This is a genomic window from Allobosea sp. UC22_33 (genome assembly GCF_042700715.1).
Lineage (GTDB): Bacteria > Pseudomonadota > Alphaproteobacteria > Rhizobiales > Beijerinckiaceae > Allobosea.
Window position 1 is genome coordinate 2,955,207 of sequence record NZ_CP170556.1, and the last position, 12,176, is coordinate 2,967,382.

At 66.3% G+C, this 12,176-nt stretch carries 12 protein-coding genes; 7 read left to right on the forward strand and 5 right to left on the reverse strand.

The features are described from left to right. The first annotated feature begins 59 nt into the window (after positions 1 to 59). From ACFJGT_RS14075 to ACFJGT_RS14090, 4 genes are all read left to right on the forward strand, one after another. Positions 60 to 860, forward strand: a complete 801-nt coding sequence (locus ACFJGT_RS14075) for an ABC transporter ATP-binding protein (RefSeq protein WP_377848984.1) — start codon at positions 60 to 62, stop codon at positions 858 to 860. Beyond that, the gene (locus ACFJGT_RS14080; RefSeq protein ID WP_377838578.1) at positions 857 to 1,588 is read left to right on the forward strand and encodes an ABC transporter ATP-binding protein; all 732 of its coding nucleotides are present in this window, start codon (positions 857 to 859) and stop codon (positions 1,586 to 1,588) included. Before ACFJGT_RS14075 ends, ACFJGT_RS14080 begins: the two co-directional genes overlap by 4 nt. Positions 1,589 to 1,715: 127 nt before the next feature. Beyond that, positions 1,716 to 2,090 carry a DUF6867 family protein gene (locus ACFJGT_RS14085; protein ID WP_377838579.1) on the forward strand — a complete coding sequence of 125 codons (375 nt, stop codon included), beginning with the start codon at positions 1,716 to 1,718 and terminating at the stop codon, positions 2,088 to 2,090. Positions 2,091 to 2,221: 131 nt separating this feature from the next. Beyond that, on the forward strand, positions 2,222 to 3,337 hold the full coding sequence (locus ACFJGT_RS14090; RefSeq protein ID WP_377838582.1) for a branched-chain amino acid ABC transporter substrate-binding protein: 1,116 nt from the start codon (positions 2,222 to 2,224) through the stop codon (positions 3,335 to 3,337). 94 nt (positions 3,338 to 3,431) lie between these two features. Here the strand turns inward: ACFJGT_RS14090 and ACFJGT_RS14095 are convergent, their stop codons facing one another. From ACFJGT_RS14095 to ACFJGT_RS14115, 5 genes are all read right to left on the reverse strand, one after another. Further along, positions 3,432 to 4,010, reverse strand: a complete 579-nt coding sequence (locus tag ACFJGT_RS14095; protein ID WP_377838596.1) for an RBBP9/YdeN family alpha/beta hydrolase — start codon at positions 4,008 to 4,010, stop codon at positions 3,432 to 3,434. 182 nt (positions 4,011 to 4,192) lie between these two features. Next, on the reverse strand, positions 4,193 to 5,500 hold the full coding sequence (gene purB, locus ACFJGT_RS14100; RefSeq protein ID WP_377838598.1) for an adenylosuccinate lyase: 1,308 nt from the start codon (positions 5,498 to 5,500) through the stop codon (positions 4,193 to 4,195). Positions 5,501 to 5,633: 133 nt separating this feature from the next. After that, positions 5,634 to 6,317: a ribulose-phosphate 3-epimerase gene (gene rpe / locus ACFJGT_RS14105; RefSeq protein WP_377838601.1), complete on the reverse strand. Its 684-nt coding sequence runs from the start codon at positions 6,315 to 6,317 to the stop codon at positions 5,634 to 5,636. 163 nt (positions 6,318 to 6,480) lie between these two features. After that, on the reverse strand, positions 6,481 to 7,173 hold the full coding sequence (locus ACFJGT_RS14110) for a glutathione S-transferase family protein (protein ID WP_377838603.1): 693 nt from the start codon (positions 7,171 to 7,173) through the stop codon (positions 6,481 to 6,483). Positions 7,174 to 7,227: 54 nt separating this feature from the next. Then, complete coding sequence (locus tag ACFJGT_RS14115) at positions 7,228 to 8,190, reverse strand: hypothetical protein (protein WP_377838605.1); 963 nt, start codon at positions 8,188 to 8,190, stop codon at positions 7,228 to 7,230. Positions 8,191 to 8,455: 265 nt separating this feature from the next. Here ACFJGT_RS14115 and ACFJGT_RS14120 point away from each other — a divergent pair, with 265 nt between their 5' ends. The 3 genes from ACFJGT_RS14120 to ACFJGT_RS14130 all read left to right on the forward strand — a co-directional run bounded on the left by ACFJGT_RS14120 (position 8,456) and on the right by ACFJGT_RS14130 (position 12,130). Then, on the forward strand, positions 8,456 to 9,706 hold the full coding sequence (locus tag ACFJGT_RS14120) for an NAD(P)/FAD-dependent oxidoreductase (RefSeq protein ID WP_377838606.1): 1,251 nt from the start codon (positions 8,456 to 8,458) through the stop codon (positions 9,704 to 9,706). A 277-nt stretch (positions 9,707 to 9,983) separates the two neighbouring features. After that, complete coding sequence (locus tag ACFJGT_RS14125) at positions 9,984 to 11,123, forward strand: dipeptidase (RefSeq protein WP_377838608.1); 1,140 nt, start codon at positions 9,984 to 9,986, stop codon at positions 11,121 to 11,123. A gap of 179 nt (positions 11,124 to 11,302) precedes the next feature. Continuing rightward, positions 11,303 to 12,130: an RNA methyltransferase gene (locus ACFJGT_RS14130; protein WP_377838611.1), complete on the forward strand. Its 828-nt coding sequence runs from the start codon at positions 11,303 to 11,305 to the stop codon at positions 12,128 to 12,130. Positions 12,131 to 12,176 lie beyond the last annotated feature (46 nt).

The window sequence follows — 12,176 nt, forward strand, 5'->3', positions numbered from 1 at the left end:
CCTTCGCCCCCCAGAAGACGCCGCAGGGCCGCGCCCTGCTGGAGGTCGAACAGGTCACCATGCGCTTCGGCGGCCTGACCGCCGTCAACGCCCTCACCTTCGAGGCCCGCAAGGGCGACATCACCGCCCTGATCGGCCCCAACGGCGCCGGCAAGACCACGGTCTTCAACTGCATCACCGGCTTCTACAAGCCGACGCAGGGCGTGATCTCGCTCAACCACGACAACGGCTCGACCTATCTGCTCGAGCGCATGCCGGATTTCCGCATCTCCTGGAAGGCCAAGGTCGCCCGCACCTTCCAGAACATCCGCCTCTTCGGCGGCATGACGGTGCTGGAGAACCTGCTCGTCGCCCAGCACAACCCGCTGATGGCGGCCTCGGGCTTCACCTTCCTCGGCGTGCTCGGCATCGGCGGCTACAAGGCGCGCGAGAAGGAGGCGATCGAGAAGGCCAAGTTCTGGCTCGACAAGATCAATCTGACCCACCGTGCCGACGATCCGGCCGCCGACCTGCCTTATGGCGACCAGCGCCGGCTGGAGATCGCGCGGGCCATGTGCACCGACCCCGTCCTGCTCTGCCTGGACGAACCGGCCGCGGGCCTCAACCCGCGCGAGAGCCTCGACCTCAACAATCTCCTGCTCTCGATCCGCAAAGATCTGGGCACGGCGCTGCTGCTGATCGAGCACGACATGTCGGTCGTCATGGAAATCTCGGACCATGTCGTGGTCCTCGACTACGGCACCAAGATCGCCGACGGCACGCCGGCCGAAGTACAGGCCGACCCCAAGGTCATCGCCGCCTATCTCGGCGTCGATGACGAGGAGGTCGAAGAGGTCGAAGCGGAGGTCGGCATCTCGTGACTCAAGCCCAGCCTCTTCTGGCCGTCCGCGGCGTCAAGACCTATTACGGCAAGATCATCGCGCTGAAGGGCGTCGACATCGACGTCAATGCCGGCGAGATCGTCACCATGATCGGCGCCAACGGCGCCGGCAAATCCACGCTGATGATGACGATCTTCGGCAATCCGCAGGCGCGCGAAGGCACGGTCACCTATGAGGGCCGCGACATCACGCGGCTGCCCAGCCACGAGATCGCTAGGTTGGGAATAGCGCAGTCGCCGGAAGGCCGCCGCATCTTCCCGCGCATGACGGTGTTCGAGAACCTGCAGATGGGTGCCGCCGTCCGCAATTTCGAGAATTTCGACGAGGATCTCGAAAAGATCTGTGTGCTCTTCCCGCGCATCAAGGAGCGCCTGCAGCAACGCGGCGGCACGCTCTCGGGCGGCGAGCAGCAGATGGTCGCGATCGCGCGCGCCCTGATGGCGCGCCCGAAGCTGCTTCTGCTGGACGAGCCCTCGCTCGGCCTCGCGCCCCTGATCGTGAAGCAGATCTTCGAGGCGATCCGCGAGCTGAACAAGACGCAAGGGTTGACCGTGTTCCTGGTCGAGCAGAACGCCTTCCATGCTCTGAAGCTCGCCCATCGCGGCTATGTGATGGTCAACGGCGTCGTCACGATGAGCGGCACCGGCAAGGAACTGCTCGCCAACCCGCAGGTGCGCGCCGCCTATCTTGAAGGCGGCCGGCACTGAGATGAGACGGCGGAAGGCGCATCGCCTTCCGCTGCAACTTTTTGATGAGAGACGGCCGCACGCCACCCATGCCATCGCTGTGGTGATGTCAGCCGCTTCCAAAGCCGCCTGAAGCCGGGAGCACCAGATGCAGGGCATCCTCTACGAAGAACCGACGGTCTGGCTCTTCCTGCTGGTGACCGTCGTCATGGGCGGCTGGCTGGCCTGGATGGCCGGCCGCGCCATCGCGTTGACCTGGCGGCCGAACTGGCAGCTTCTCGTCTACATGCTGGTGCTCGGCCTGTTCGTGCGCTTCATCCATTTCGCGCTGTTCCAGGCAACGCTGCTGACGCTGCACTATTACGTCGTGGACGCGATCGTCCTCATCGCCTTCGGCTATGCCGGTTGGCGCTACACCCGCGCCAAGCAGATGACGCGGCAGTATCACTGGCTGTTCGAACGCACCGGCCCCTTCGGCTGGAAACCGCGTGCGGGCGCCGAAATACGACCCGAATTGCTCTGAAAGAGCTCACGAGCTTGTCGCGTGACAGACCATCGGAAAAGCGCAAGACTGCGGCTCACGGTGGCCAAAACGCGCCGAGACGGGCGGCCCGTCCAGCCCGTTGATCAATCAATACAGGGGAGTTGCATCACATGAAGAAACTGCTGTTGGGCGGTATTGCGCTCAGTGCGGTCCTTGCCTTCTCCGGCATGGCCAATGCGCAGATCAAGCTCGGTGTCGGCGGCCCGATCACCGGCCCGAACGCGGCGTTCGGCGCGCAGCTCAAGAACGGCGCCGAGCAGGCGGTCGAGGACATCAACGCCGCCGGCGGCGTCCTCGGCCAGAAGATCACGATCTCGGTCGGTGACGACGTCTCCGATCCGAAGCAGGGCGTCTCGGTCGCGAACAAGTTCGTCGGCGACGGCGTGAAATGGGTGCTCGGTCACTTCAACTCCGGCGTCACCATGCCGGCCTCCGAAGTCTACGCCGAGAACGGCATCCTGATGATCTCGCCTTCGGCGACCAACCCGAAGATCACCGAGCGCGGCTTGTGGAACACCTTCCGCACCTGCGGCCGTGACGACCAGCAGGGCGGCGTTGCCTCGGCCTACCTGATCAAGAACTTCAAGGACAAGAAGATCGCCGTCGTCCACGACAAGACGACCTATGGCCAGGGCCTCGCCGACGAGACCAAGAAGGGCCTGAACGCCGGTGGCGTCAAGGAAGTGCTCTATGAAGGCGTCAACGCCGGCGAGAAGGATTTCTCGGCGCTCGTCTCGAAGATCAAGGCCTCCGGCGCCGACTACCTCTACTGGGGCGGCCTGCACACCGAAGGCGGCCTGATCGTGCGCCAGATGCGCGACCAGGGCCTGAAGACCGTGCTCGTCTCGGGTGACGGCATCACCACGGACGAGTTCGCCACGATCGGCGGCCCCGGCGTCGAAGGCACCCTGATGACCTTCCCGCCGGATCCGCAGAAGCGCCCCGAGGCCGCTGCCGTCCTCAAGAAGTTCGAAGCCAAGAACTTCAAGCCGGAAGCCTATACGCTCTACAGCTACGCCGCCGTCCAGATCATGGCCGAAGGCGCCAAGCGCGCGAACTCGGTCGATCCCAAGAAGATCGCCGACGCGCTGCATGGCGGCCAGCCGGTCAAGACCGTGATCGGCGATATCGGCTTCGACAAGAAGGGCGACATCACCCGCCCGGACTATACCGTCTACACCTGGAAGAAGGGTTCCGACGGCAAGATCACCTATGTCGAGAATTGATCTCGGCGGCTGATCCGGCCTCCTGAACGACAGAGCCCGCCCCGGACATCCGGGGCGGGCTTTTTGCTGCGAAGGGTCCGTTTCGGCCCGAGCGCTATTGACTCAATGTCTGCGGAACCACGCTCAAGCTCTTGAGAAAGCCCGCGAAACGCAGGAGCCCGTCCGGCCAGGGGCCATGCCCGGATTCGCTGTTGAGATGGCCGCTATCGCCGGCATCGACGAATTCCGAGCCCCAGGCCTCGGCGAGCGCCTTCGCCTCGTCCGGCGTGCAATAGGGGTCAGTTGCGCTGGCGATCAGCACCGAGGGGAACGGCAGCTTCTCGCGGCGATGCGCGATGAAATCCGGCCCCATGCCGGGCACTGCGCCCTTCGCCTTCTCGGAAGCCGGCGCGACCAGGAAGGCGCCGGCGACCTCGCCGGGATGCAGATGCTCGGCAGCGAAGGCGATCGCGCTGCAGCCGGCCGAGTGCCCGACGAGCACGACGGGGCGCGTCGCGGAGCGCACGGCCTTGACGATCTCATCGGCCCAGACATGGCGGGAGGGCTTGTACCAATCCGCCTGCTCGATGCGGCGCGCCGTCTTCAGGCGGGTCTCCCACCGGCTCTGCCAATGGTCGGGCCCGGAGCCCGACCAGCCGGGAACGATGAGGATATCGACGTCGGAGGATTTCATGATCGTAGAGCCGTCTTCCCGTGCGCGCTGCAGCGTGAAACGCTGCTGCGCAGACACGGGATCGTCTCACGAAGAAGCGCCTTTCCGTCATGCGGTCCCGCATCTGCGCAGCAGCACTTGCGTGCTGCGGCGCGTGCGGGATGACGAACCGGTGATAAAACTAAGTCGGCCCACCAACGGGTTCAAGCGTCCCCGAAGACCCGGCGGAAGATCGTGTCGACATGCTTGAAATGATAGCCCTCGTCGAACATCGCCTTGAGTTCGGACGCGGAGAGCTTCCCGGCGACGTCCTTGTCGGCCATCAGGTTGGTGAGGAAGTCTTCGCCGTGCTCCCAGGTGCGCATCGCGTTACGCTGGACCATGGAGTAGCTGTCCTCGCGGCTCGCCCCCGCCTGGGTCAGCGCCAGCAGCACGCGCTGCGAATTATGCAGGCCGCCGAGCTTGTCGAGATTCTTGCGCATATTCTGCGGGTAGATCAGCAGCTTGTCGACGACGCCGGTGAGCCGCGCCAGCGCGAAATCGAGCGTCACCGTCGCGTCGGGGCCGATCATGCGCTCGACGGAGGAGTGTGAGATGTCGCGCTCGTGCCAGAGCGCCACGTTCTCGAGAGCCGGGGTCACCATGCCGCGCACGAGACGGGACAGGCCGGTCAGGTTCTCGGTCAGCACCGGGTTGCGCTTGTGCGGCATCGCCGAGGAGCCCTTCTGGCCCGGCGAGAAATACTCTTCCGCCTCGTAGACCTCGGTACGCTGGAGATGACGAATCTCGGTCGCAAGGCGTTCGACGCAGGAGGCGACGACGCCGAGCGTGGCGAAATACATCGCGTGCCGGTCGCGCGGGATCACCTGGGTCGAAACCGGCTCGACCGTGAGCCCCATCTTCTCCGCGACATAGGCTTCGACCTGCGGGTCGATATTGGCGAAGGTGCCGACGGCGCCCGAGATCGCGCAGGTCGCGATCTCGGCGCGGGCCGCAATGAGGCGGGCGCGGCAGCGGTCGAACTCGGCATAGGCCTGCGCGAGCTTCAGCCCGAAGGTCACCGGCTCGGCATGGATGCCGTGCGAGCGGCCGATTGTCGGGGTCAGCCTATGCTCGAAGGCGCGGCGCTTGATCGCGGCGAGCAGCGCATCGACATCGGCGATCAGGATATCGGTGGCCCGCGCGAGCTGGACCGAGAGCGTGGTGTCGAGAATGTCCGACGAGGTCATGCCCTGGTGGACGAAGCGCGCTTCCGGCCCGACGATCTCGGCCAGATGCGTCAGGAAGGCGATGACGTCATGCTTGGTGACGCGCTCAATCTCGTCGATGCGCGCGACATCGAAGACCGCGTCCTTGGCCTTGGCCCAGATCGTCGCGGCAGCCTCCTTCGGCACGACGCCGAGCTCGGCGAGCTTGTCGGTCGCATGCGCCTCGATCTCGAACCAGATGCGGAAGCGGGTCTGCGGCTCCCAGATGGCGACCATCTCGGGGCGGGAATAGCGCGGGATCATCGGGTACCTTCCATCATATTCTCGACGTCATCCCGGACGGAGCGCAGCGTAGATCCGGGATCCATGCCTGAACCGTTCCGGAATGGATCCCGGGTCTCCCTGCGGTCGCCCGGGATGACGGCGCGTTAAATCCTCAAACCCACGACCCGCGCGCGGCTTCGGCCGCCCCACGGATCGCTTCGATATTGCCGGCATAGGCCGAAGGCCCGCCCTTGAACACGGCCGAGCCCGCGACCAGCGTATCGGCGCCGGCCTTGACGACCAGCGGCGCGGTCTCGGGCGTCACCCCGCCATCGATCTCGAGCGCGATCGGCCGGTCGCCGATCAGCGCCTTCACCTGCGCGACCTTCTCGACCACCGAGCGGATGAAGCTCTGCCCGCCGAAACCGGGATTGACCGTCATCAGCAGGATGAGATCGACATCCTCGATCAGCGCCTCGGCCGCGCTCGCCGGCGTGCCGGGATTGAGCACGATCCCGGCCTGTTTCCCATGCCCCTTGATCGCCTGCAGCGTGCGATGCGGATGCGGACCGGCCTCGACATGGAAGGAGATCAGGTCGGCGCCGGCCTTGGCGAAGGCTTCGATGTAGGGGTCGACGGGCGCGATCATCAGATGCACGTCGAAGAACTTGCTGGTGTGCGGGCGGATCGCCTTCAGCACGTCGGGGCCGAAGGTGATGTTCGGCACGAAATGTCCATCCATCACGTCGCAATGGATCCAGTCGGCACCGGCGGCATCGATCGCGCGCACCTCCTCGCCGAGCTTGGCGAAATCGGCCGAGAGGATCGAGGGGGCGATGCGGATGGGGCTGGTCATGGCCGGGGGTTTAACGCCCCGAGCCGCCTGCCGCAATCGCGAAACCGGGCAATACAACGTCGTCATGCTCGGGCTGGACCCGAGCATCTCGTGACACGGAGGTTCCAGCGCCTCCTCCTGAAAGAGATTCTCGGGCCAAGCCCGAGAATGACGCCCTAAATGGTCAGGCGCTCCGCCCCTGCCGCAGCGCCACAGGAAAGGACAGCCGGCGGTCCGCTTCCGCCATCTCCGCCACCACCTGCGCGAAAGCCGGCCGCAGCTTCAGCCGGGCATACCACTCCGCCAAACCGGGATAGCCGTCGAGCGACGGCCCGCCGAGCCGGCGGATGAAGAGCATACTCATGAACAGCGCGATATCCGCCACCGAAAGCCGCCCGCCGAAGTACGGACGTCCCGCCAGCTTCTGCTCCAGCACGTCGTAATGACGCAGCAGCCCCTCCTCGGCGATCAGCGCGTCGGCCTCCTGCGCGATCCGGCGGTCGCGATCCGGTGAAGGCGGCTCCGTGCGATGCATCAGCGGTTTCAGGGCCTGGAACAGGATCTCGTCGCCATAAAGCTCGTCGAGCCGGCAGCGCGCCCGATCGACGGGAGAATCCGGCATCAGCTTCGGCTCGGGATAGGCTTCGTCGAGATATTCGTTGATCACGGTGGAATCGTAGAGCACGAGCCCGCAATCGGTCAGGACCGGCACCTGCCGCTTCGGATTGAGCGCCAGCACCTCCGGATGCCGGGGATCGTAGCCCGTCGTCTGGTTGAACGGCACCACGACACGCTGGAAGGCGAGACCCTTCTCGGTCAGCGCGATCTCGACCTTGCGCGAGAACAGGCTCAGCGGCCCGGAATAGAGGGTGATCATGGCGCGGCTCTCCTGCGACGGGGAAAGCCTCGCAAGCCCTTGCGTCAACGCCCGTCAGCAGCCTCCCGGCGCCGAATCCGCGCCGCGATGCCGCCAAGCAGCCAGGGCAGCAGGTAGATCGGGAACTGCGCCAGCGCGAAATAGAGGAAGGTCGTCGGCGAGACGCCGGCTCCCAGCGCCGCGACGAGCAGGCCCATGTTCCGCTGCCCGGTGCCATAGCCGATCATGAAGCGCTCGGAGGCCGGCAGCAGCCGCAGCACCAGCCAGCTCGACACCAACCCCGCCGCCGAGACGGCGAAGACGCATCCCAGCACGAACAGCACGAGTTCGGGGATTGTCGAGCGCGGCCTTGGTCACGCCGTCCATCGCCGCGATGGCGAAGATGAAATACATCAGCACGCCGAAGCCATCGAGATTGGCCTTCATCGCCTTGACGCGCGCTAGCCCGAGCCAGAACCGGATCACGGCGGCCACCGCCATGCCGCCGCCGATGAAGATCAGGAGGCGCAGGGTCAGCGCCCAGCGGTCGAGCGGCACCGCGGCGCCTGCCAGCAATTCGACCAGGATCGGCGCGACGATGGGGCTCACGATCGTGGTCAGGATGACGCTGGCGATGATCAGCGAGGGCTCGAATCCGTAGAGGATCGCGACCGCCGGCGAGGACATGATGGGTGGTGCCGCGCCCATGATCGCGAGCCCGAGCACGATGCCGGGATCGAGGTTCTCGCGCCCGACCAGCAGCAGCGCTCCGCCGATGAGCAGGGCCGGCCCGGCGATCAGCCAGGCGCAGCTCGCGGCGAGTTTCGCCGGGCGCCGCAGCAGCCCGAGCGTCACGCTCATGTCGAGCCGCATGAACACGACCGTCGTGAAGCAGAAGATCGTGATCGGCAGCGCAGGCCGCGCCATCGCCGAGAACTGCGGCAGCGCCAGCCCGAGGAAGATCGAGAGCGCGAATCCTTGCGTGCCATGGCGGCCGAGCCACGCGAGCGCGGCAGCGAGGGAGGCGGCAGGATTCATCGGCTTGGGCTCTGGAATCGCTCTCGAAACAGACGCACACTGGCTGAAGGCAGGCGCAGCGTCACCTCCCGGCAAGGCAGCCCAGTCCTGCGCCGGCATAAAATTGCGCACCGGCCGGCCGATTGCGGCTCTCGGCAAACGGCTCGGCCAAGTTGGCGCAGAAATTGCGAAAGATCATCCCATTCCGCGCAAAATTCGGTCGCGCCGCTGACAAGCCGGCGCAAACCGGTATCCTTGCGGGAAAAGGGGTTGGCAGGAGCAGGTCATGAAGGTGGATACGATCGTTCTCGGCGCCGGTGTCGTCGGCATTTCGGTCGCGCTTCATCTCCAGAAGGCCGGGCGCGCCACGCTGCTGGTCGACCGTCGCGCGCCGGGCGAGGAAACCAGCTACGGCAATGCCGGGCTGATCCAGCGCGAGGGCGTCTATCCCTACGGCTTCCCGCATGATTTCGGCGCCCTCATCCGCTACGCGATGAACAACACCATCGACGCCCATTATCACTGGAGCGCGATCCCGAAGCTCGCCCCCTTCCTGTTCTCCTACTGGATGCATTCGCGCGCTTCGCATCACGAGGCGATCGCCCATAAATACGCGACGCTGATCGAGCACTGCGTCACCGAGCACGACGCGCTCGCGCAGGAAGCCGGCGCCACCAACCTGCTGCGCCGCGACGGCTGGATGAAGGTGTTCCGCACCGAGAAGGAGCGCGACATCCGCCTCGCCGAGGCTGCCCGCTGGAACCGCGAGTTCGGCCTGAACTACCGCGCGCTCGACATGGCGACGCTCAAGGCCGAGGAACCGCATCTCGACCATGGCAGCCTGATCGGCGGCCTGCACTGGACCGACCCGACCACGGTCGTCGACCCGCTCGGTCTGTCCAAGGCCTATGTCGCGCTGTTCGAGAAGCTCGGCGGCAAGCTCGCCATCGGCGATGCCGGCACGCTCCAGCAGAACGGCGCCGGCTGGACCGTCACGCTCGCCGACGGCACCACGGCCGAGGCCAAGGACGTCGTCGTCGCGCTCGGTCCCTGGGCGGACGTGCTCAGCAACAAGCTCGGCTACCGCCTGCCGCTCGCGGTCAAGCGCGGCTATCACATGCATTACAAGCCGCAGGGCAACGCCGTGCTCAACCATCCGGTGCTCGACACCGAGCGCGGCTATTTCCTCGCGCCGATGCTGCAGGGCATCCGCCTGACCACCGGGGCCGAATTCGCCGACCGCGATGCGCCCAAGACCCCGGTCCAGCTCGCCCGCGCCGAGCCGATCGCCAAGCAGCTCTTCCCGCTCGGCGAGCGCGTCGATGCCGAGCCCTGGCTCGGCCGCCGCCCCTGCACGCCGGACATGATGCCGATCATCGGCCCGGCGCCGAAGCACAAGGGCCTGTGGTTCTCCTTCGGCCACGCCCATCACGGCCTGACGCTCGCCGCCGTCACCGGCCGCATGATCGCGGAAATGGTGACGGGCCAGAAGGTCTTCGTCGATCCGACGCCGTTCGCCCCGGCGCGGTTCGCCTAACCGCGGTCATAGAGCACCTGTCATCCCGTGCGCGCTGCAGCGTGAAACGCTGCTGCGCAGACACGGGACCGTCCTCCAGAAAAGGCGCCCTCTCGTGCACGATCCCGCATCAGCGCAGCAGCACTGACGTGCCGCAGCGCGTGCGGGATGACACATGTCTCGTGCGGGACGACACAACGGCAGCGCATTCGGGATGACCGACCTGCGTCCCGCCCCCTCGCCTCCCGGCGCACTCCCTGCCACGATCCGGCTTCCGATTCCCGACCGAGACCTCGCCATGGCCCTCGCCAAACCTCCCGTCCAGGACAATGCCTACGCCGCCGCGCTCGCGCTGCTCGATCGCGTGCCGCTGATCGACGGCCATAACGACCTGCCCTATGTCATCCGCAAGGACCGCAACGCGAAGGGCGATGTCGCCGCCTATGGCCTCGACAAGGTCCATGCCGAGGGCGACACCGACATTCCGCGCATGCAGGCCGGCAAGATGGCGGCGCAGTTCTTCGCGGCCTATGTGCCTCCGAACCATCCGAAGCCCGCCGGCTTCGCGCTCGCCCAGATCGCGCTGATGCGCGACATCCTCAAGCGCCACGCAAATGTCTTCCGTTCCGGCCTCTCGGCCGCCGATGTCGAGGCCGCCAAGGCCGAGGGGCGCATCGCCCTGTTCATGACCATCGAGAACGGTTCGGCTGTCGATGGCGAGCTGGACTCGCTCGACGCCTATTACGATCTCGGCGTGCGCCTGATGACGCTCTGCCACAACGACACCACCGACTGGTGCGATTCCGCCACCGACGCCCCGCGCCATAATGGCCTCACCGCCTTCGGCAAGGACGTGCTGCGCCGGATGAACAAGCTCGGCATGGTGATCGACCTCGCCCATGTCGCGCCGAAGGTGATGCACGACGCGCTCGACGTCTCCAGCGCCCCGCTGGTCTGGTCGCACTCCAACGCCTTCACGCTCTGCGACCACCCGCGCAACGTCCCCGACGACGTGCTCGACCGCGTCGCCGGCAATGGCGGCGTCGTGATGGCGACCTTCGTGCCGGACTTCATCAGCCAGGCTTCGCGCGACTGGCATCGCCCGGCCAAGGACCAGTACGGCAAGAGCCCCGAAGGCGTGGATCATGACAAGGTAGAGGCCGAGATCGCCGCCAAATCCGGCCCGCGCCCGAAGGCGACGCTCCCCGAATATTGCGACCATGTCGAGTATCTCGCCAAGCGCATCGGCCACGACCATATCGGCATCGGCTCGGACTTCTTCGGCTGGGTCAATCCGGACGGGCTCGAGGACACGACGACCTTCCCGTCGGTGATCGCGGAGCTGATCCGTCGCGGCTGGTCGGAGGAAAACCTGACCAAGCTCGCCGGCGGCAACATGCTGCGCGTGCTGCGCGCGGTCGAGAAGGCGGCGGGCTGAACGCTCGCGACCTCGTCATGGTCGGGCTGGCCCCGACCATCCATGTCTTTGCTGGTCTGGCGTGGGGTCAAGATGCGGATGCTCGCCACAAGGGCGAGCATGACGTATGAGCTTGCTTAGCGCGCCCGGCCATCCCGGGCGCAAAGCAGCCTCATCGCAAAGACAAGACCTGATTCCCCATGACCGGTTCCGGCACCGACCGCACTCGCCCGGCCGTCCAGGCCCCTGCCCCCATCGTCATCCTGGTCGAGCCGCAGCTCGCCGAGAATATCGGCATGTGCGCCCGCGCCATGGCGAATTTCGGCCTCTCCGAGATGCGTCTCGTCGCCCCGCGCGACGGCTGGCCGAGCGGCGGCGGCCTCAAGAAGGGCGCGACGGCGGCCGCCTCCGGCGCCACCCATATCCTGGAGAACGCCCGGCTCTTCGACAGCGCGGCCGAGGCCATCGCCGATCTCAACCACGTCCTGGCGACCACGGCCCGCGAGCGCGGCCAGATGAAGCGCGTGCTCACCCCGGCCGAGGCGATGCCGGAGGTCGCCGGCCGCGTCGGTTCCGGCGAGCGCGTCGGCATCCTCTACGGGCGCGAGCGCATCGGCCTGACCAACGAGGAGATCAGTCTCGCCGACGCGATCCTGACCTTTCCGGTCAATCCCGCCTTCGCCTCGCTGAACCTCGCCCAGGCCGTGCTGCTCAACGGCTATGAATGGTTCAAGATGACGAATGGCGAGCCGCCTTTCCGCGAGAACAACCCCTCGCCGCCCGCCAAGCGCGAGATGATCCTGTCGATGTTCGACTATCTCGAAGCCGAGCTCGATCTCTGCGGCTTCTTCCCGCCCGGCAAGAAGCCGGTAATGACGGCGAACCTGCGCGATGTCCTGCATCGGCTCGACATGACAGAGCAGGAGGCCCGGACGCTCCGCGGCGTCTTCAAGTCGCTGGTCGAGGGCCCGAAGAAGGCGCGGCTCCTCGCACGGCAAGCGGACGAGGCGGACGGCGCCGAAGGATAAAAAGAAGCCGGCCCCGAAGGGCCGGCTCGTCTGGTCGGGGGGTCTC